Genomic DNA, 20,133 nt, shown 5'->3' with positions numbered 1-20,133 from the left:
ATGACGACTAAAACAACTGCCAAACCCGTTCGTAAAAGTGCTATTCGTTGGCCTGGTTTAGCTGCTTTCGTGGTCATTTGTGCGCTGCTGGTGGCCTTTTCGTGGCTGCTGCTAGACACCATTTTACGTTGGACATTGGAACGCACGGTGGGGACTCTCAATGGCGCAGAAGTGAATATTGCTAAGGTCGAACATAGCTGGTCACCGCTCGGCCTAACAATAACTGGGATTGAAGTGACGGATCCTGGTCAGCCAGAGTTCAACCGTCTGCAAATTGGCCAAATCAGTGGCAATTTGAATGTCGAGCAATTGCTGTTGGGGCGGTTTCATTTTGAAGAAGTGGTGAGCAGTGGTATTCGGGTTCATCAACAACGAGCTAGTGCTGGTGAAGTTTACCAAGCACCAAGTAAAGATGAGCTGTCTACGTGGGCGAAACAAGGCTTAGACTCGCTTAATGTGAAATTGCCAGACGTTGACGAGATAGTGGCGCGGGTCGATTTACAGACACCGGCTGCGATTGCTGCAGCCAAGACAAACTTCGCTGAGCAAAAAGAGCGAGTCAAACAGGCGCAAGCTAATATTCCCAGCGAAGAAGACTTAAAGTCTTACCAAGCAGAACTAAAAGCACTTACAGATACCAAGGTCGAGACGCCCCAGCAATTACAACAATTGCGAGATAAATTAAAGGCGTTACAAGCTAAGTTTAAGGCCGATCGTGAGCGCTTGGTAGAGTTCAAAGCGGTAGTTGAGCAATCGGTAGAGGTGTTAAAAGCCGATGTTGAGCGCGTTAAAGATGCACCGGAACAAGATTTAGCGCGGGTTGAGCAACTGATTCAGCTCAATAGTGAAGGGTTGAATGAAATTACCGCAGTGTTATTTGGTGAACAAATGCGTCAGTGGAGCCAATATATTTTATTAGCTTACGAACAGTTGGCGCCGATGTTAGCCAAATCAGCAAATGAAGAATTGGTTAAACCACAACGCGGTGAGGGAATTTGGTTTGAGTTTACGGATAAGTCAGAGCCACCAAGCTTTTTAATCAAAAAAGCTATCACCGAATTTGTCTGGAATGACACCCTACTCGACGTGAATTGGAGCAATATCACGCATCAACATGAACAATTGGGACAGCCTACCACCTTTATTGCTCGAGCTGATAACTCGGCCTTGTGGCAAGCACTTAATCTTAATGGTGAAATGGCCTTTACCGTGGATGGATTAGATGCCAAACAACAATGGCAAGTGCAAGGGATTCAACTGCAGCAATTGGCGCTGAGCGAGCGTAGTGAATTTGTCGCTTCTATTGCATCAGCGTTGCTTGATAGCGAGGGCTCTATTGGCTTGCGTAATAATCAGTTTGATGGGGGCGGGGTCGTTAAGTTAACCCAACTTGAGGTGCTCGCTGAAGCTGATAATCGCTGGACCCAAGTGGTTGCTGACGCACTGAAGACTTTACAACGGCTGGATATTCGTGCGGATATCAGTGGTGAATTATTGCAGCCGTCGTTTAATTTAAGCTCAGATTTAGATCGTCAGTTAGGCGATGCGCTCAAGAGCTCAGTTATGGCCGCTGGTAGAACCCAATTGGCTGAGTTTAGTGGAAGCTTGCAGCAGCAAAGTGATGGATTTTTAGGTGAGAATCAGGCGGATCTAGAGCAATTAATAGGCCTGCTTGGTGATGCCGAGCAACGTGACCAGCAACTGCAAGAGATGCTACAGGCCAAAGTGGAAGACAAGCTCAAAGATTCGGTCAAGGATAAGCTAAAGGGCCTGTTTGGAGGCTAATGCCTAACTAAGCCAGAAGTTAGTGACAATAAAAAGCCAGCTTGCCTGATGAGCTCGCTGGCTTTTTTATTGCGCATCTACTCTTTAGTTGCTAGTTGCGGTTGGAGAATTAATAAACTCAGCGAGCAGGTCTGCTTTACTGCTAATACTGTAAATACCATCTAAGTGTCCCCAAATACCTTCGATTTCAGCATACTGAGGATCTTTGCCTTGCGCTTGTAACAATTTAACGCTCTGCTGCGCCATATACGGCTGTAATAGCAAATCATTTTTGGCCGGTAAGAATAAGGTTTTAGCTTTGATTTTGGCCAGCCCAGTTGCCAAATCTTGTTCGTGCCCAGCTACAAACAATTGGTTAGCTCGTACAAGATAGAGAATATGGTTAGCATCGGCTAAGGGTGCTTGCCCAGCTGCAGCATTAAATAGAAAATCTAAGGCCGGTAAACTGTTGGTTACGCTGGCTAGACCTGCCTCAGGTAACACCGGCTGTTGTGGTGCTCGCATGTTCATACTTAGTGGATGCATGGCTTGCTGAGTGATCATAGCTAAGGTACTGGTGAGCCCTACTAGGGGTTTCTCGCCTTCATAATAGTCGCCTTGGTTCCAGTTTGGGTCCGCTTTGATCGGACGCGCCCAATGTTCAAGGGCTGTTATGGTCCAAGCATCCATAGCTCCGGTACCAATCACCGAAACCATACGTTCAACCATATCTGGATAGGCAGCTGCCCACTCAATCGCCTGCAAAGAGCCCATCGAGGCACCAATTACTGCGTGCAGCGAGGTTACTCCGAGGCTCTCTAATAACGCATGTTGTACATTAACAAAATCACGAATGGTGACCACCGGAAAATCTAAACCATAGGGCTTACCGGTAGCAGGGTTAAGCGAGGCTGGGCCGGTAGTAATCACATGGGGCAAGCCCGGAAAAGCATTGGCTAAAGTATCTGAGCTAACCACATAATACTTATTGGTATCAATGGCTTTGCCTGGGCCTATGATAGCGTCCCAATAACCCGGTAGGGGGTCTTCAGGAGTGTATTTGCCGGCGGCATGACTGTTACCTGAAAAAAAGTGGGTAATAAGAATCACATTGTCTTTGGCTGCATTGAGTTCGCCGTATGCTTCCCAGCCTACGGTTACTTCAGGAATCACCTCACCACTTACTGTAGCAAAATTGCGAGTAGTAAAGCTTTTCTTTTCAACCAGTAATGGCTCCGCAGCATCGGCGTTTGGGCTAACAGCGAGTAGCGCAACGGTTAGTAGCAAACCAACTACCGCAGTTAGGGGGGAACTTACACGTATACTTGCATTCATCATGAAGATTGCTCCATTAAGTAATATTGATACTGTCTGCGTAGCTCATTTTTAACGAGCTTGCCGGTACCGGTATGGGGTAGCTCTGTAACAATCAGAATATCATCAGGCAGCCACCACTTGGCAATGCGGTCTTGTAAGAATTGGTAAATGTCTTGCTTGTTCAACTCAGTATTGGCTTTGGGGACCACCAGCAATAACGGCCGTTCATCCCATTTCGGATGCTTGACGCCGATCACACAGCTTTCGTTGACGGCGGGATGTTGGCTGCAAATGTTTTCAATTTCTAATGAACTGATCCACTCACCGCCACTTTTGATCACATCTTTTTTGCGATCCACTACCTTCATGTAGCCCTGCGGATTTATTACGGCGATATCGCCGGTAGCTAACCAGCCATCAACAAACACCTCAGGGTCTTCGCGTTGGTAGTAGCTAGCAGCAATCCAGGGGCCACGCACCCGTAACTCACCGCTACTTTCGCCGTCGTGAGGTAATGGCTTGCCGTCGGCATCGACGATGATCATATCAACCCCAAAACAGGCTCTACCAGCAGTGGTCTGAATGGCATAACGTTGCTCTTTGGGTAATGCCATAAGCTCCGGCTCTGGTGGTGCCGAACAAGCTAATGGACCCGTTTCAGTCATTCCCCAAATAGGTTGCCAGTAAATGTTATACCGCTCTGCGAAGGTTTTTACTAAGCCCAAGGGTGATGCAGCACCACCAACACAAACTCGCTGCAGTGATGGTACCGAGGCTTGCTGCTCGGCAAGGTAATTATGCAAGGTTAACCAAATAGTAGGCACCCCGAGACCAAGCGTAACCTGTTGCTCAGAAATAAGCTCATACATGGCTTCGCCGCTCATGCCAGCGCCAGGGAGGACTAATTTACAGCCGGCTAGCGGAGCTGCGTAGGGCGCACCCCAAGCCCCAGCATGATACATGGCTACCATCGGCATCAGTACGCTGTCACTTCGCAAGTCTAGCAGTTCATGGCTGACGGTAGCTTGGGCATGCAGCACCATAGCGCGATGAGAATTAAGCACGCCTTTGGGATTGCCTGTGGTGCCTGAGGTGTAACACAACAAAGCAGCACTATCTTCATGCAGCGCTGGCCAATCAAACTGGTTGGGTTGCGGTTGGATCAGTTGCTCGTAGTTGAGGACCTGTTGCGGTACTTTGGTGAGCGCAGGCTGGTGGGCGCTATCGGCTAATACGATAATCCCTTTGATACTACTAAGCTGGCTGGCTATCTCAGTGACTAAATCGATAAAGCTCAAATCAACAAACAACCAAGTATCTTTAGCATCATTGATAATCCAGCTGATTTGTTCAGCAAACAGGCGTGGGTTAACAGTATGCAAGACGGCACCGATACCACTAACACCATAATAGAGTTCGACATGCCGATAAGTATTCCATGCGAGGCTGGCAATGTTATCGCCTGGCTGCACACCTAATTCGGTTAAAGCATGAGCCAACTGACAACTACGCTGATAACAGTCGACATAAGTGTAGCTATGAATATCTCCTTCTAATCGGCGCGATACAATCTTTTGCTGTGGATGACGCCGACAGGCGTGCCGGAGTAGATCGATAATAAGCAACTGGCTGCGTTGCATGGCAGCTGGGTGTTGCGGGGTTGCGTGAGTTGTTGTTTCAAACATAGTTATTCCTGCTTATCCTACCACCAAATGAATAAACCAATAGCCACCGCTAGCCCCATCAACGGCACCGCCACAGTGACGGCGGCAACCGGCCAATAGGCAGCTTGATGAGTTTCTTTACAGATACCGCGAATGGTCGTGACCACGTAACCGTTGTGTGGCAAAGAGTCGAGTGCGCCAGAAGAAATCGCAACAATCCGGTGGAGTTGATCCGGATTAACGCCAGCGTCGATGTAGTGCGGGCCTAGTACCGGTAACGCAATAACTTGGCCACCAGAGGCAGAGCCTGTTAAGCCAGCGATAACACTGACAGCTACCGCGGCACCCACCAGTTCGTTGCCGGGTAAGTTGGTCATGATGGCAACTGCTTGGTCAAAAGCTGGGGTGATTTTTGCAATGCTACCAAAGCCCACCACAGCTGCCGTGTTACCGATAGCTACCAGAGCGCCGGTTGAAGCTTCACTGATAGCATTGGAAAGGTTCTGAAAGAATTTACGATTGATGATAGCAATGCTTAAGACGCCACCGGTAAGGGCGATGATTAACGCATTTTGTTTAAGCTCATCATGAAAAATAAAGCTTAACGTCAATACCACAATTAAGGGCACTAAACCGCTCAGCGGTGATGGTAATTCACGCTCTTGTTGCTGTGGGTCATCAGCGCGGCTATGAAAGGTTTCACCATTAGCAACGGCTTTGTTGATCAGGCGATTGAGCCACCAATAACCAAAGCTTGCCATCAACACGGCTACTAATAAGCTCACTTCCCAAGCGGCATAGGGAGAGGTGCCAAGGTATTGAATCGGGATCCAGTTTTGAATTTCTGGTGAGCCTGCTGAGGTCATGGTGAAAGTAACCGAGCCAAAAGCTAATGCGGCGGGAATAAATCGGCGCGGCAGATTGGCATCTTTAAACAGTGATAGAGCCATCGGATAAACCGAAAAGGCAACCACGAACACACTCACACCACCGTAAGTTAAAATAGCACAAGCCAGCACCACTGCCAGCATAGCTTGCTTGCGCCCGAGTTTGGTGATGATCCATTTGGCCACACTATCGGCGGCGCCGGTATCTTCCATGAACTTACCGAACATTGAGCCCAATAAAAACATAAAGAACCAAGCAGCGACAAAACTAGCGAAACCACTCATATAGGCACTAACAAAGTTTACCTCGCCTTGAAACAATGGCACATTGCTGCACAAGGCCACGACCACCGCGCACAAAGGTGCGCTGATAAATAAATTCATTCCCCGCAGGGTGAGAATAATAAGCAGAGCGAGCCCGCCTACTAAACCGATCATGCTTAACATGCAGTTACCTCGTTATCGAGTGAGCTATCAGGAAGGCCATGACCTGATGGACTTTGCACTTATGTGGCTGATGATGCGATATTGCCTTACTAAATAACATAGTACTAACGTACAGAATACAAAGCTCAAACTTTAAGCTAGTTTAATCAGGCCATGACCTAACAATGCATACAAGCATCAGGTTGTAGCCAGCTTTCGCTCAACGGAGCCAGCAGCTACCACCGGGTAAATAAAATAACAATCTATCAATACAGCAACATAGACAACCGGGAGATCGACATCATGAGTCAACCCAAGTTTCGCCGCTCATTAGTAGCAGTCGCCATTACATCGGTGATGATGATGCCAGCTATGGCACAGCAAGCCGATACCGCTGCTAGTGACGAGTTTAAAGGTTTAGAACGTATAGAAGTAACCGCACGTCGCAAGACAGAGAACCTGCAAGAGGTGCCCGTTTCAGTAAGTTCATTTAGTGCGAACGACTTAGAAGAGGTTGGTGTCGAGGATATTACCGAGCTCCAACAACGAGTTCCGAACGCCACCATACAGGTAAGCCGTGGTACTAACTCTACTCTAACTGCTTACATTCGTGGGGTGGGTCAGCAAGATCCGTTGTGGGGATTTGAGCCTGGTGTTGGCGTCTACATCGACGATGTTTATGTTGCGCGTCCACAAGGTGCGGTGTTAGAAGTATTCGATCTTGAGCGTATTGAAGTATTGCGCGGTCCCCAAGGCACTTTGTACGGTAAAAACACCATCGGTGGTGCGGTGAAATATGTCACTAAAGAGTTGACTGGCTACAACGAGCTCAGCGTGCAGGGTACTGTGGGTAGCTTCAATCAACGTGACTTAAAACTATCCGGACAAACCGCCCTAAGCGATAATTTCTTTGTTGGTGGCGCACTAGCTTCGTTGCAGCGCGATGGTTTTGGTGAATTCCGCAATACTGGTGAAGAAAACTATAACAAAGACTTAATGACGGGGCGTTTGAGTGCGAAGTGGCTAGCCACCGAAGATTTGAGTGTGAAGTTTTCTTATGACAAAACCAAAGATGAATCAAATTCTAAAGGCGGCCATCGCCTAGTGACGAGTTTAGTGACCGGGCAAACTCCTTACGATAACGTGTATGATTCAAATACCGCTATGCCTACGGATAACTTGGTTGAAACTGAAGGTTACTCGATGGTTGTTGATTGGGATATCAATGCCAATTGGGGCTTTAAATCAGTGACAGCCCGCCGTGAAGGCTACACTAATACCAATATTGACTTTAACTCTACCGGCGAGCCGATTTTCATGGTGCCTGCCATTTATGAAGATGACCAAACCACGCAAGAGTTTCAGTTAAACTACAGTAACAATGATAATTTTGACTTTGTGGGTGGAGTTTATTTCTACGATGGCGAAGCCTGTGGTGTGTTTGGTACCGTACTCCCCATGTACCTAGCCGCGTTGGGTGGGGTTACCATCGATAACGGCGGTTGCGTACAGACTGATAGTGTGGCGCTTTTTGGTCAAGGTAACTATCGCTTTACCGACCAGTTGACTCTGACCTTGGGTGGCCGTTATACCAAAGATGAGAAAGAAGCTGATGTATCACGGATCACCTACCTAGGTGTGCACTACATTAACCGAGATGACCAAAATATCGGCACACCTTTTGCCGTTAACTCAGACTTTACCACTAAAGCTGACTGGAGCCGTTTTTCACCGCACGTAGCGCTTAATTATAAGCTTAACGACGATATGATGGTGTACGGTAGCTACAGTAATGGCTTTAAGTCTGGTGGTGTTGACATGCGTGCTGACCAATCGCTAAACCCAACCATTTCTGAGCCTTATGATCCAGAAATCGTAGATACCTTTGAAGTAGGTATGAAATCTGAGTTAATGGATGGCATGATGCGCTTGAATGCCTCCGTGTTCTATTCAGATTACCAAGATATGCAAGTGACAGTGCAGCGCGTGGTGCCATCAGGGGTATCTTCGCAAGTGCTTAATGCTGGTCAAGCAACGGTGCAAGGTTTTGAAGTGGAGAGTGTGATTGCGCTTTCTGACACCTTCAATATCACTGCTATGTTGGGTCATATCGACGCTGAATTTGATTCAGTCGTCTATACCGAGCCAGCCACGGGTGATACCACCGATGTTACCAATGCTTGGTCATTTGCCAATACGCCTGAATGGACCGGTAGCTTAGGTTTCAACAAGACCTTTGATACGGAAGTGGGCCAGATCGTGTGGTCAGCTAACTATTCTTATCGTGGCAAAACCCAAATGTTTGAAGCGCCATCAATGTTAGACCAAGGCAGTTACAGCTTAGTTAACACCAGCCTAGTTTGGTATCAGAACGGTGGTAACTGGCATGTGGGGCTACACGGTAAGAACCTAACCGATGAAGAATATCGTGTTGGTGGTTACAACTTTGGGCCAACCTTTGGCGATGATGCGATTGTTGCCTATTACGGCGACCCAAGAACAGTCTCCCTGACTGTGGGATACAAATTCTAATCCCACTTGGCGGTTATCAGTAGATAATTACTGGTAACCGCTGACTTTTTTAGCAGGACGCGCTAGCATGGGTGATTCTCTTTTGGTAACTGATAACTTAGCTATGGCTCGCGCAATTATTGCTGATGATCACCCTTTGTTTCGTGCGGCGTTAACTCAAGCCCTGCGTGATACCCTCTCAGATCCTATTTTAGAAGCCGCAAATTTTCAGCAACTACTGGAGTTGCTGGCAAAAAACTCACAAATTGAATTGGTATTACTCGATTTAACCATGCCTGGTAACCGTGGTTTAACGGGGTTGGTGTCGTTGCGACATCGTTATCCAGAAGTGCTGGTGGTCGTGGTTTCAGCCAACGAGCAGGTTACCGTGATGCGCCAAGCGATGAATTATGGTGCTAGCGCTTATATCCCCAAATCCTTACCTTTAGTTGAATTACAGCAGGCTGTGCAAGTGGTGCTTGCCGGTGAAACCTGGTTACCAGAACACTTATTAGCTGCTGTGAGTGCTGATGAAACTGATGCCAGTGCTGATTTTGCGCAGCGCCTCGAGCAGCTCACTCCACATCAATACCGGGTGCTAGAATGTTTGGCAGACGGCATGTTGAACAAGCAAATCGCTTATGAACTGAATGTGCAAGAAACGACAATAAAGCAGCATGTTTCAGCCATTTTGCGTAAGCTTAATGTGATTAACCGTACCCAGGCTGGGGTCGTCTTTAAACAAATGCTTTATTCACCTGATGAACAGGAGCATTAAGGTAGCAGGCGCTTAATCAGGCGTTTTAGAGCTGCAATCTTGGTTGGTTTACTAATAAAAAAAGCCTGTTCTGCGAAAACTTGTTCACGTAACACGTCATCTGGGTCGGCTGAGTTGATAATTGCCGGCAGGCTAGCATCTCGATAATGCCCTCGTAACCACACCAGTACATCGATTCCGGTATCGCCTTGGTCTAAATGGTAATCAAAAATAACTAAGTCGGGTGCTGTCTGGTTAAGTGGTAGCTCACTACGTTTACTCGCCGCTAAGACAGTAGCCCCCCAACTGCTGAGTAATTGCTGCATCGCGCTTAACACTTGAGGTTCGTTATCAACTAACCAAATATTACGTCCGCGTAAAAATTGTTCGTTTAACGAGGCCGGAGTTGCGACTGGATGAATGTTAGCTGGCTGCCAACTTTCTAATGCTAAAGCTAAGCTAAAACACGTGCCTTGCCCCTCGCGCGAGTATAACTGTAACGGGATCTGCAAAAGTCGACACATCCGCTCAACAATCGCTAAACCTAAGCCAATGCCTGGATTATCGCCGGTTTGGTTGCCTTGATGAAACTCTCGAAAAATATCTGCCTGTTGGTCAACAGGAATACCACGACCAGTATCAATTACTTGAATATTGATCTGTGTCCCAGCGCGCTTAATACCCACTAACACCTTTCCCTGATCGGTGTACCGAACCGCGTTTGAGAGTAAATTTTGGAGAATTCGGCTCAGCATTTTACGATCGCTTACCACTACCGCAGAGCTTGGTACGTAACGAACTTCTAATTGTTTGTCGGCAGCAATCACCCGCTGATTATCAATCAGAGGTTGAATGATATCGTGTAATACGACGCGCTGCTTGCTGACCGGCAGGTTACCAGCTTCTAGGCGGGTCATTTCTAACAGCATGGTGAGTAATTCTTCTGCGTTACGCAACGATTGCTGTAGCTGTTGAGCCAACTGAGCCAGCTCAGTTGGAACCCGCTGCGACAACATATCGGCGAATAGGGTGGCCGCATTAAAAGGTTGCATCAGATCATGGCTTACGGCCGTAAAAAACCTTGTCTTACTCTGGTGAGCTCGCTCTTCAGCTTGCTTTGCTTGTAACAGCTCAGCAGTACGCTCGTTGACACGCTGCTCTAATTCTTGGTTAGCTAGTTGCAGGGCGCGCTGTGCAGCAACGAGTTCGGTGATATCGGTATAAGTGGTAACAAAACCACCACCGGGCATGGGCGCACCCTGTAATTCAATCACTTGGTCTCCCTGTTCACGCTGGTAGCGATAGGCACTTCCTTGTCTCAAGTAATTCAGGCGTTTTTCTACTTCGTTAGCGATGGCTTGTTCATCTGCAACATTTATCAAGCCTCGTTCGGCGTTGTAGCGCAACAAATCAGCTACTGGCATTCCTGCTTGTAATAACCCCGGTGGGTATTTAAAGACTTCTAAATAACGTCGGTTCCAGGCAACGAGACGCAATTCTTGATCGATAACACTGATCCCTTGCGGAATGTTTTCTACCGAGGCCTGCAATAGTTCACGATTAAATTTATACAGCTGCGAGGCTTGGGTCGCCCAGGTTACCACTTGCGCAATTGGAACGCCCGGTTGTTGTGTTACTGCATCTAACAAAATGCGGCTAGCCGCGCTACCAATAACGGCCGATAGCTCACGTTCAATACGTGCTAATAACGCGCCAGGGACGAGTTCATCAGCAGCAGCCAAGCTTAGATCTTGTTGTAAACGCTCGCTCAAGCGTTCCAGCTCTAGGGCATCAAAAAACCGTGCCAACAGTTGCCGCATTCGACCCCAAGTAATGGGTTGGTGTTGGTATAACTCAGGATGACCGCCAGTAGGGTCGGTAAACTGACGACGTTGTTGGTGCTCAATCGTTGATGCTTTGAAAAGCCACGAGGCCACAACGTAGAGGAGCAAGTTACAGGCTAAACTTAAAAATACGCCATAACTTAGATCACTGTCGCTGAGACTACGGTCACTTTGAATCGAAGGTAATAACAGGGCAAAAGCCCAAACCAGTGTACCTGCCAAAATACCAGCGCCGGCACCGATCCGGTTGCCCCGCTGCCAGAGCATCCCACCTAATAAAGCTGGCGCTAATTGAGCCAGTAAGGCGAGCGATAATAAACCGGCGTTAACTAAGGGCAGATTAGCTTCGGTAAGCTTATGAAATCCATAGGCTAAACTAATAATCACAATGATGGTACTGCGACGAATACGTAACACCCGCGCTGGGGTAAAGCTAAAGTTACGCAAGCGTTGATGAGAAGCCTTCAGCCACAAAGGCATCACCACATCGTTAGACATCATGATACTCAGCGCCAACGTGGCAATAATCACCATGCTGGTTGCTGAGGCTAGGCCACCAATAAAAGCTACCATAGTTATCAAAGGTTGTTCTGCTTGTAATAACAAGCTAATCATAAAGGTATCACTGCGACTCGCTTCTGGCACTAATAAAAGCCCCGCTAGAGCCACCGGTAGAATAAAAAGATTAATTGCGAATAAATACAGCGGAAAAGCCCAGCGAGCGGTGCGAAGTTCTTCTGGGTCGGTATTTTCGATGTAGCTGACATGAAATTGTCGGGGTAAACAAAACATCGAGATCGCACCCAACAACACATGGGTAACGTAAACGAAGCCGCCTTCGGGTTGACCTTGCAGAATAGGTTGAATGACCGGGCTTTGCGCTGCCTGCATGACGATGTCGCTAACCCCATCAAACATCACATAGCTAACGTAGGCACCCACTCCCATAAAAGCTAACAGCTTAACCACAGATTCAAACGCCACGGCATCCATGAGCCCCGAATGTTGCTCAGCTAAGCTCATGCGCCGAGTGCCAAATAAAATAGCAAAGATCATCATGGCCAATGCAACTAACGCGGCGACATCGCCAAACCATGGGATCGGCCTTTCTGCCAGACCTGTTACAGCGGCAAAGCTACCAGTAACGGCGCGTAATTGCAGCGCAATATAGGGCACAATTCCGATCAATGCGATGCTGGCAACAGTAACTGCCAGCCACGATGACTTGCCGTATCTATGACTGATAACATCGGCAATAGAGGTTAAATTTTGTTGTTTACAGGCATGTAATAAACGCAATTGAAGGCGGTGTGCAAACAAGAACACCAGCATGGCACCGACGTAGGTTGGCGCCATGGCCCAACCAAAATAAGCCGACTGCGTAATGGTGCCGTAAAACGCCCAGGTCGTGCAGTGGATGCCCTGTGCTAAAGCGTAGCGATAAGGTTTAATTTGGTTGGGCGGTTTACGCTCGCCACGGTAGGCAATGCTATATAACACAGCAATATAGGTTATGGCGATTAAGATAGCGACGCTGGTGCTAAGCATGGCTAGCGATGCCCATCATGGTGCTCATGAAACACAACCAACGACCAATGCCAGCGGATGGCGCCTAAGCGTAAGAGTAAAGTGGTGAGCAAGCCCAACACAATCGCAATGCTTTGTGAATAATTAGCCACCAGCACAAAGATTGAACCACCGGCTAAACAGGTGAATGCATAAAGTTCACCTTTTAAAAGCATCGGGACATCGCGGGCAAGGACATCACGTAGCATGCCACCAAAGCACGCACTTACGGTACCCATAATAATGCATATTAAGGGATCAAAGCCGGCTTGCATGGCCTTTTGTGCGCCCATCACGGTAAAAAACGCCAACCCCACCGCATCCGCAATCAGTAAGGTCTTTTGATGAATGTAATCACGAAAACGTAACCACAGAATAGTTAATAATGCGGCCGTTAGAATCGTGTAGAGATAATAGGTATCGTAAACCCAGAACACGGGTAGATCTAAAATCAAATCGCGCGTGGTGCCGCCGCCGATAGCAGTTACGGCAGCCAAAACAATAACGCCAAAGCCATCCATGTTTTTACGAAAGGCCAATAAGGTTCCAGATACTGCGAAAACAGCAATACCCATGTGGTCTACCCAGTAGAATAATATGTTGATATCCATTGCTTTAGCGCATAGTAATTGATTAATGAACGAATCTTAGCGATAGAGTGTACGCCAATTTACTCCCTATTTAAGCAGAAATTCGTTAGAATGCCTGCCATTCGTTAAAAATTGCCGAGTAGGGCTTGTTTGCTATACATTTAGCCCCATCTCTAATCAGATTCACTACAACTATAAACAAAGAGGGTTTTATGGATTTCTTGATTCCTACTGCTTATGCACAAGATGGCGCAGCTCCACAAGGTGGCGGCATGGAACTTATCTTCATGTTGGTCATGTTTGGTTTAATCTTCTATTTCATGATCTACCGCCCACAAGCAAAACGCGTCAAACAGCATAAAGAACTTATTAGCAGCATCAGTAAAGGTGATGAAGTACTGATGAATGGTGGTTTTGTTGGCCGTATCAGCAAAATTTCTGACGACAAAGATTTTATGGTGATTAGTGTTGCCGAAGGTATGGAAGTCACCGTACAGAAATCTGCTGTCACAGCTGTGTTGCCAAAAGGTACGATGAAATCTCTGTAAACAGAGATTAAGGATACAACGTGTTAAATAAGTTTCCGCTCTGGAAAAACCTGCTGGTTGTTGTCATTTTGGCGATAGCCGCAGTGTACGCATTGCCAAACTTGTATGGTGAAGATTATGCCGTACAAATTTCAGCAAGCCGTAATGCCACGGTTGATATGAGCACGCTAAAAGAAGTCGAAGAGACGCTAGCTGAACAAGCTATTAGCCCCAAAGGGGTGGTGCTTGAAGATAGCCAGATTTTAGTACGCTTAAATTCAGACCAAGAACAGTTACAAGCTCGTGATGCTCTACTGAGAGCGTTAGGCACGGATTATATTGTTGCCTTGAACCTAGCGCCGGCGACTCCTGATTGGCTAGAAAGCCTAGGAGCTTCGCCAATGAAGTTAGGTTTGGATTTGCGTGGTGGGGTGCATTTCTTGATGGAAGTAGACATGCAAGAGGCCATGCGCAAAATTCAAGATCAACAACGTGATACCGTACGGAGCGAGCTGCGCGAAGAGCGGATTCGTTATAGCAGTGTAGTGCGTGATGGTAATGATGTCGTCGTTACCTTACGTACTGCCGATGATTATGCGGCAGCGGAACGCTTTATCAACAATCGTTACCCTGGCTATACGGTACTTGATAACGAAGCGACGCAAGAGCTGCGCTTACGGATGACCGAAGCGAAATTGAAAGAAACGCAAGATTACGCGATTTCACAAAACGTAACGATTTTACGTAACCGGGTTAATGAACTTGGGGTAGCTGAACCGCTTGTACAACGTCAAGGCGCTGAACGGATTGTGGTGCAATTACCCGGGGTGCAAGATACGGCTCGTGCCAAAGAAATCTTGGGTGCTACGGCCACTCTAGAGTTCCGGTTTGTTGACGATGAAAACAGCATCCGTGATGCTGAAATGGGTCGTGTACCTTTTGGTAGCGAGCTATTCAGTAATCGTAACGGAGGTAACGCCTTATTAAAACAAGACGTGATCCTTACCGGTGATCATATTATTAATGCCACCTCAGGCTTTGATGAGAACCAGCGTCCGCAAGTGAGCATTTCGCTTGATGGCCCGGGGGGTGACAAGATGTCATTAGCCACCCGCGATAACATTGGTAAACCAATGGCCACTCTGTTTATTGAGTTTAAAGCTACGGGCGAACGCGATGAAAACGGCCGTGCTAAGCTTGAGCGGTATGAAGAAGTTATCAACATTGCGACCATTCAAGCGCGTCTAGGTAGTAATTTCCGCATTACCGGTATTAGTTCGCAACAAGAAGCGCAAAACCTAGCCTTGCTATTACGCGCAGGGGCGTTGATTGCACCTATTCAAATCGTAGAAGAACGCACCTTGGGCCCAAGTTTGGGTAAAGAAAATATTGCTTTAGGTACTCAAGCTATCGTTTGGGGCTTCCTCTTGGTGGTGTTGTTTATGGTGATCTACTACAAGAAATTCGGCATGGTCGCAAACTTAGCCCTGACCGCAAACTTGGTGTTGATCATTGGGGTTATGTCGATGATCCCAGGCGCTACCTTAACCTTGCCAGGTATGGCCGGTATTGTCTTGACGGTAGGTATGGCGGTAGATGCTAACGTGCTGATCTTCGAGCGAATTCGAGAAGAAATCAAAGACAAACGAAGTCCGCAGCAAGCAATCCATCATGGTTACGATAGTGCGTTCTCGACTATTCTAGACGCTAACATTACCACCTTGATTGTCGCGATTATTTTATTCGCGGTAGGTACAGGACCAGTTAAAGGCTTTGCGATTACGCTAGCTATCGGGATCATTACCTCGATGTTTACTGCGATTGTAGGAACCCGTGCTGTGATTAATGCAGTTTGGGGTGGCAAACGAATTGATAAGTTGTCGGTGTAAATTGTCGATGCAACAAGGTCGGCAATAGGAGGCCACACGAATGCATGAATTAATAAAAACTCATAAAACCATACCCTTTATGCGGTATCGTAAACTCAGCTGGTTATTTAGCGGATTGCTGCTGCTGGCGTCGATTTTCTCACTCAGCACCAACTCGCTGAACTGGGGATTGGATTTTACCGGTGGTACCGTAATCGAAGTAGGTTACGACCAACCTGCTGATTTGTCTTCGATTCGACAAACACTGGATGCCAATGGTTTTGGCGGCGCAGTGGTACAGAACTTTGGCACCCAGCAAGATGTGTTGATTCGGATTGAGCCGCAAGAAGGTGTAAAGGCTCAAGAATTAGGTAGCCAAATACTTAATTTATTGCAAGCCGAGAGCTCGGGTTCGGTAGATATGCGCCGAATTGAATTCGTGGGTCCAAACGTAGGTGATGAGCTTACTGAACAGGGCGGCTTAGCTATGTTAGCGGCCCTACTCTGTATTCTTGTCTATATTGCGTTGCGCTTTGAGTGGCGCTTAGCTTTGGGCGCTGTCGGCGCATTGGCTCACGATGTGATCCTAACCTTAGGATTATTTTCGGTACTTGGATTAGAATTTGATTTAACGGTACTGGCAGCGTTGCTAGCGGTTATCGGTTACTCCATTAACGACACCGTGGTGGTCTGTGACCGGATTAGAGAAAACTTTCGTAAATACCGTAATAGCACTTCAGAAGAAACCATTGATGGTGCCTTAACGGATACCATGAGCCGTACTGTGGTGACCTCGTTAACGACCATTTTAGTGCTGTTAGCCTTGTTCTTTATGGGGGGACAACTGATTCATGGCTTTGCTACTGCATTGCTGTTTGGGGTTGTTATTGGTACTTATTCATCGATTTACATTGCCAGCTCGTTAGCATTAGCGTTGGGCGTAAGTCGTGAAGATTTGATGCCACCAGAAATCGAGAAAGAAGGTGAAGACCTCGAGCCAATGCCTTAGAGCATTGGCTTTACCCTAGTTGCTGAACGGATAGCAGAAAGCTAAGGAGCTATTTATGCTGGTTGTATTATCGCCCGCTAAAAACCTAGATTATGACAGCGTCTTACCAACGACTGAGCACAGTCAGCCACGCATGCTTGAACGTGCGCAAGAGTTGGTGGATCGTTGCCAAGCACTGTCACCGCAGCAACTGAGTGAGTTAATGAAAATTAGCGATAAATTAGCGGGCTTGAATGCTGCGCGGTTTGCCGAGTGGCACACACCGTTTAACAGCAGTAATGCACGGCCAGCAATTTATGCGTTTGACGGTGATGTGTACACCGGTTTAGCTGCAGAAAAACTTGATGCTGAGGCAATTACATACGCTCAGGAACATTTACGTATCTTGTCTGGTCTATATGGAGTATTGCGGCCGTTAGATTTAATGCAACCCTATCGTTTAGAGATGGGGACCAAGTTAGACACGGCCCGGGGTAAGAGTCTTTATGAGTTTTGGGGGGATGAAATTACCGACCAACTCAACGAAGATTTAGCGGCGGCAGGCGATGACGTCTTAATCAACTTAGCTTCGCAAGAATACTTTGGTAGTGTCCAGCCTAAGCGCTTGCACGCTCAGGTGATTACCCCAGTATTTAAAGATGAGAAAAACGGCACCTATAAAGTGATTAGTTTTTGGGCGAAGAAAGCACGCGGTATGATGGCGCGATATATTGTGAGTAAGCGTCCGCAATCAGTTGCTGAGCTAAAGCAGTTCAATGAGGCGGGTTACCGTTTTAATGCCGATCAATCTAGCGCTACCGAACTGGTATTTTGCCGCGCCGAGCGTGATCAACTATAACCTGACCATGTTAAAGCCAAATAGGGAAAGTAAATGACAGACACAAACCAACCACCTCAAGATCACAAAGGCAAAATTATTGTCGGTTTGATTATTGCGCTCGTGGTAGCGCTTGTTGTTGTCTTTTGGTTGGTTCGCGATGCTGATCAGCAGACCGTGGTTGCGCCACCGGTGCAACCCCAACCTGTGGTTACCGAGCCGGAAGTAATCACCCCAGTTGAGCCAGAAGTGGAGCCAGAACTCATTCCTGAGCCCAGTGACACGGTAGAATTAGAGCCTGAGCCAGAAACGCCGCCAGCACCGCCTTTACCAGCCTTGGCCGACAGCACAGCTCCGGTAGTTGCTGAATTGTCAGAAGCGGGTATTGATGTAGCACCACTAAAATCACCACAACTGATTCGTGATGCTGTGGTGTTTATTGATAACTTGCGTAATGGCGTAGTGATTCGTGATAAAGCAGTGATTGAAGGCCCGACAGCCCAGTTCAAAGTGCTAGAACAGAATGGCAAATTGTATATCGACCCTCGTAGTTATGATCGTTACAACACTCTGGTAGATTGGTTTGTAAGTTTAGACGGTGTGGTACTGACGAATATGATGGAGACCTATGAGCCACTGATTCAAGAGGCGTTGGATGAAATTGGTTACCCCGATCAATACCCACAACAAGTATTGTTAGATGCGATTGATACGTTGCTCGCAACTCCGTCGGTAGGCACTGTGATTGAATTGAATGATGACTCTGTGATGTACCGTTATGCGGACCCAACGCTTGAGGCCCTGCCTGATGCACAAAAACAGATGCTGCGCATGGGGCCTGATAATATCCGTCGGGTTAAGCTCAAGTTAGAGAGCTTACGCACGGCGTTGTTAGCGAAGGATTAAGGCAAAGGCCTTGGCATGACCGACCTGACAGTGACTAAGCCAACTGTGGCTGATGAGCAACAAACTCCAATCCCCGCGTCACTACGTGGGGATTTTCCGTTGCGTGGTAATGGTTTTAGCCGTTGGGTAGGGCGTGTCGGCTTGCGCCTATTGGGGGGATGGCAAGTGATCGGCGATTTACCCCAGGTGCGCAAAGGCATTTTTCCTGTCGCCCCCCATACCTCCAACTGGGATTTTTTTATTGGGGTATTTGGGATGCTGGCGTTAGGTCTAAATTTAAGCTACCTCGGTAAGCATACTATTTTTCGATTTCCTGTGAATGGCTTGCTGCGCTGGTTAGGGGGCATCCCTGTCGATCGCCGAGCGGCGCACGGGGTGGTTGGCGAAATGGTCGAACAGTTTCAACAACGCGAGCATCTGATATTAGCTTTATCCCCAGAGGGAACACGCACCAAAGTCACAGAATGGAAAAAAGGCTTTTTACATATGGCCAAAGCAGCGCAAGTGCCGGTAATCCCTGTGGCCCTAGACTTCTCTCGTAAAGTGATTGAAATCACTCCGGCCTATATGGTGACCGGAGATATCGACAGTGAACTTGCTAAGGTAAAAGCAAAACTTGCTCACGCCGTTGGCAAGAATCCTCAACATGCTTGAAACTAATTTTTGTGCTATTATCGCGCCAAAATTTGTAAAGGACAGCTCCCTATGAAAATCATTGAAGGTGGTATTGCCGCGCCGGGTAAGAAATTCGGTATTGTGGTTTCTCGGTTTAACCATTTTGTTGTTGATAGCCTATTAGAAGGCGCATTAACCACGTTGAAACACTATGGCCAAGTAAGCAGTGATGACATTACTGTCGTTCGCGTACCTGGTGCCTACGAAATTCCTTTAACAGTCAAAAAGTTAGCGAAAAGTGGCAACTTTGATGCAGTTATTGCGATTGGTGCTGTGATTCGCGGTGGTACGCCACACTTTGATTTTGTTGCCGGTGAGAGTAATAGCGGTTTAGGGCGAGTAGCGCTGGAGCATGAAATTCCGGTAGCTTTTGGCATTATTACCACAGATAGCATTGAGCAAGCGATTGAGCGTAGTGGCACCAAGGCTGGTAATAAAGGCTCTGAGGCTGCATTAAGCGCCCTTGAAATGGTCAATGTATTAGACCAGCTTTAAGCTTTACTATAAGCCCACGCAGGCTATTTATTCCTATTTAAAGGTTCAGTTAACGTAACCAGTTAACCCACAGAGAGTTAAAGTAATGAAACCAGCTGCACGCCGTAAAGCCAGAAAACTTGCCATCCAGGCAATTTACTCATGGCAGTTATCACAAAATAGTATGAGTGATATTGAGGCGCAATTTTTAACGGATAACGACACCAGCAAGATAGATGTAGATTATTTTTTAGCATTGGTGCGCGGTGTTGCCGGTCAGTCCAACAGCTTAGATCAAGCCGTTGAGCCCTTCTTAGATCGTCCATTAAAAGACTTAGATCAGGTGGAACGTGCGGTTTTACGTTTAGCTGCGTACGAATTGCGTGAACGTTTGGATGTGCCCTACAAGGTAGCTATTAACGAAGCGATTGAATTAGCTAAGTCCTTCGGTGCTGATGATAGTCATCGCTTTGTTAATGGTGTGCTTGATAAAGCCATTGATAGCCTGCGCCCCGCTCGTAAATAAGATAT

The 20,133-nt window shown here is 47.3% G+C and carries 16 protein-coding genes; 11 read left to right on the top strand and 5 right to left on the bottom strand.

What is annotated here, in order from left to right; genetic code table 11:
• Positions 1-1,785 (top strand): TIGR03545 family protein, encoded by a 1,785-nt coding sequence (locus tag AB8S08_RS09960; protein WP_369742643.1) that lies wholly within the window; start codon positions 1-3, stop codon positions 1,783-1,785.
• Positions 1,786-1,869: 84 nt separating this feature from the next.
• Here AB8S08_RS09960 and AB8S08_RS09955 read toward each other — a convergent pair whose 3' ends face one another.
• Genes AB8S08_RS09955 through AB8S08_RS09945 form a run of 3 tightly spaced genes read right to left on the bottom strand, consistent with a single transcriptional unit; the run spans position 1,870 to position 6,079 of the window.
• A complete protein-coding gene (locus AB8S08_RS09955) occupies positions 1,870-3,102 on the bottom strand; it encodes a homoserine O-acetyltransferase (RefSeq protein WP_228759473.1) in 1,233 nt (410 codons plus the stop codon).
• On the bottom strand, positions 3,099-4,766 hold the full coding sequence (locus tag AB8S08_RS09950) for a long-chain fatty acid--CoA ligase (RefSeq protein ID WP_369742642.1): 1,668 nt from the start codon (positions 4,764-4,766) through the stop codon (positions 3,099-3,101). Before AB8S08_RS09950 ends, AB8S08_RS09955 begins: the two co-directional genes overlap by 4 nt.
• A gap of 17 nt (positions 4,767-4,783) precedes the next feature.
• Positions 4,784-6,079 (bottom strand): GntP family permease, encoded by a 1,296-nt coding sequence (locus AB8S08_RS09945; RefSeq protein WP_153826201.1) that lies wholly within the window; start codon positions 6,077-6,079, stop codon positions 4,784-4,786.
• A gap of 282 nt (positions 6,080-6,361) precedes the next feature.
• On the opposite strand from AB8S08_RS09945, the gene AB8S08_RS09940 reads away from it, so the two are divergent.
• Positions 6,362-8,590 (top strand): TonB-dependent receptor, encoded by a 2,229-nt coding sequence (locus AB8S08_RS09940; RefSeq protein ID WP_153826200.1) that lies wholly within the window; start codon positions 6,362-6,364, stop codon positions 8,588-8,590.
• Between the two features lie 67 nt (positions 8,591-8,657).
• Positions 8,658-9,347 carry a response regulator gene (locus AB8S08_RS09935; RefSeq protein ID WP_369742641.1) on the top strand — a complete coding sequence of 230 codons (690 nt, stop codon included), beginning with the start codon at positions 8,658-8,660 and terminating at the stop codon, positions 9,345-9,347.
• On the opposite strand, the gene AB8S08_RS09930 is transcribed toward AB8S08_RS09935, so the two are convergent.
• Both AB8S08_RS09930 and AB8S08_RS09925 read right to left on the bottom strand, forming a co-directional pair.
• Positions 9,344-12,718: a PAS-domain containing protein gene (locus tag AB8S08_RS09930; RefSeq protein WP_369742640.1), complete on the bottom strand. Its 3,375-nt coding sequence runs from the start codon at positions 12,716-12,718 to the stop codon at positions 9,344-9,346. The genes AB8S08_RS09935 and AB8S08_RS09930 overlap by 4 nt on opposite strands.
• A gap of 2 nt (positions 12,719-12,720) precedes the next feature.
• Positions 12,721-13,341: a trimeric intracellular cation channel family protein gene (locus AB8S08_RS09925; protein ID WP_369744197.1), complete on the bottom strand. Its 621-nt coding sequence runs from the start codon at positions 13,339-13,341 to the stop codon at positions 12,721-12,723.
• 197 nt (positions 13,342-13,538) lie between these two features.
• On the opposite strand from AB8S08_RS09925, the gene yajC reads away from it, so the two are divergent.
• The 8 genes from yajC to nusB all read left to right on the top strand — a co-directional run bounded on the left by yajC (position 13,539) and on the right by nusB (position 20,128).
• Positions 13,539-13,874, top strand: a complete 336-nt coding sequence (gene yajC, locus AB8S08_RS09920) for a preprotein translocase subunit YajC (protein WP_110075821.1) — start codon at positions 13,539-13,541, stop codon at positions 13,872-13,874.
• A 20-nt stretch (positions 13,875-13,894) separates the two neighbouring features.
• On the top strand, positions 13,895-15,742 hold the full coding sequence (gene secD, locus AB8S08_RS09915) for a protein translocase subunit SecD (protein WP_162014554.1): 1,848 nt from the start codon (positions 13,895-13,897) through the stop codon (positions 15,740-15,742).
• Positions 15,743-15,782: 40 nt separating this feature from the next.
• Positions 15,783-16,730, top strand: coding sequence for a protein translocase subunit SecF (gene secF, locus AB8S08_RS09910; RefSeq protein ID WP_369742639.1), 948 nt, complete (start codon positions 15,783-15,785; stop codon positions 16,728-16,730).
• 55 nt (positions 16,731-16,785) lie between these two features.
• On the top strand, positions 16,786-17,568 hold the full coding sequence (gene yaaA, locus AB8S08_RS09905) for a peroxide stress protein YaaA (RefSeq protein WP_369742638.1): 783 nt from the start codon (positions 16,786-16,788) through the stop codon (positions 17,566-17,568).
• Between the two features lie 33 nt (positions 17,569-17,601).
• On the top strand, positions 17,602-18,453 hold the full coding sequence (locus AB8S08_RS09900; protein ID WP_369742637.1) for a DUF3014 domain-containing protein: 852 nt from the start codon (positions 17,602-17,604) through the stop codon (positions 18,451-18,453).
• A gap of 15 nt (positions 18,454-18,468) precedes the next feature.
• On the top strand, positions 18,469-19,107 hold the full coding sequence (locus AB8S08_RS09895) for a 1-acyl-sn-glycerol-3-phosphate acyltransferase (RefSeq protein ID WP_369742636.1): 639 nt from the start codon (positions 18,469-18,471) through the stop codon (positions 19,105-19,107).
• A 51-nt stretch (positions 19,108-19,158) separates the two neighbouring features.
• Entirely contained in the window at positions 19,159-19,623 is a 465-nt protein-coding gene (gene ribE, locus AB8S08_RS09890) for a 6,7-dimethyl-8-ribityllumazine synthase (RefSeq protein WP_110075815.1), read from the top strand.
• An 85-nt stretch (positions 19,624-19,708) separates the two neighbouring features.
• Positions 19,709-20,128 carry a transcription antitermination factor NusB gene (gene nusB, locus AB8S08_RS09885; RefSeq protein WP_153826193.1) on the top strand — a complete coding sequence of 140 codons (420 nt, stop codon included), beginning with the start codon at positions 19,709-19,711 and terminating at the stop codon, positions 20,126-20,128.
• The last annotated feature ends 5 nt before the right edge of the window (positions 20,129-20,133 follow it).

The organism is Pseudidiomarina sp. PP-1MA, assembly GCF_041200125.1.
Taxonomy (GTDB): Bacteria; Pseudomonadota; Gammaproteobacteria; order Enterobacterales; family Alteromonadaceae; genus Pseudidiomarina; species Pseudidiomarina fusca.
The sequence above is the reverse complement of the archived record's forward strand: the minus strand, read 5'-3'. Positions and strand labels throughout refer to the sequence as shown.

Excerpts from the sequence above, each read along its gene's own strand:
- nusB (WP_153826193.1), top strand. The coding sequence starts at position 19,709 with ATGAAACCAGCTGCACGCCGTAAAGCCAGAAAACTTGCCATCCAGGCA.
- AB8S08_RS09955 (WP_228759473.1), bottom strand. The coding sequence starts at position 3,102 with ATGATGAATGCAAGTATACGTGTAAGTTCCCCCCTAACTGCGGTAGTT.
- AB8S08_RS09950 (WP_369742642.1), bottom strand. The coding sequence starts at position 4,766 with ATGTTTGAAACAACAACTCACGCAACCCCGCAACACCCAGCTGCCATG.
- yaaA (WP_369742638.1), top strand. The coding sequence starts at position 16,786 with ATGCTGGTTGTATTATCGCCCGCTAAAAACCTAGATTATGACAGCGTC.
- AB8S08_RS09900 (WP_369742637.1), top strand. The coding sequence starts at position 17,602 with ATGACAGACACAAACCAACCACCTCAAGATCACAAAGGCAAAATTATT.
- AB8S08_RS09935 (WP_369742641.1), top strand. The coding sequence starts at position 8,658 with ATGGGTGATTCTCTTTTGGTAACTGATAACTTAGCTATGGCTCGCGCA.
- AB8S08_RS09930 (WP_369742640.1), bottom strand. The coding sequence starts at position 12,718 with ATGCTTAGCACCAGCGTCGCTATCTTAATCGCCATAACCTATATTGCT.
- AB8S08_RS09945 (WP_153826201.1), bottom strand. The coding sequence starts at position 6,079 with ATGTTAAGCATGATCGGTTTAGTAGGCGGGCTCGCTCTGCTTATTATT.
- AB8S08_RS09960 (WP_369742643.1), top strand. The coding sequence starts at position 1 with ATGACGACTAAAACAACTGCCAAACCCGTTCGTAAAAGTGCTATTCGT.
- AB8S08_RS09895 (WP_369742636.1), top strand. The coding sequence starts at position 18,469 with ATGACCGACCTGACAGTGACTAAGCCAACTGTGGCTGATGAGCAACAA.
- AB8S08_RS09940 (WP_153826200.1), top strand. The coding sequence starts at position 6,362 with ATGAGTCAACCCAAGTTTCGCCGCTCATTAGTAGCAGTCGCCATTACA.
- secF (WP_369742639.1), top strand. The coding sequence starts at position 15,783 with ATGCATGAATTAATAAAAACTCATAAAACCATACCCTTTATGCGGTAT.
- ribE (WP_110075815.1), top strand. The coding sequence starts at position 19,159 with ATGAAAATCATTGAAGGTGGTATTGCCGCGCCGGGTAAGAAATTCGGT.
- yajC (WP_110075821.1), top strand. The coding sequence starts at position 13,539 with ATGGATTTCTTGATTCCTACTGCTTATGCACAAGATGGCGCAGCTCCA.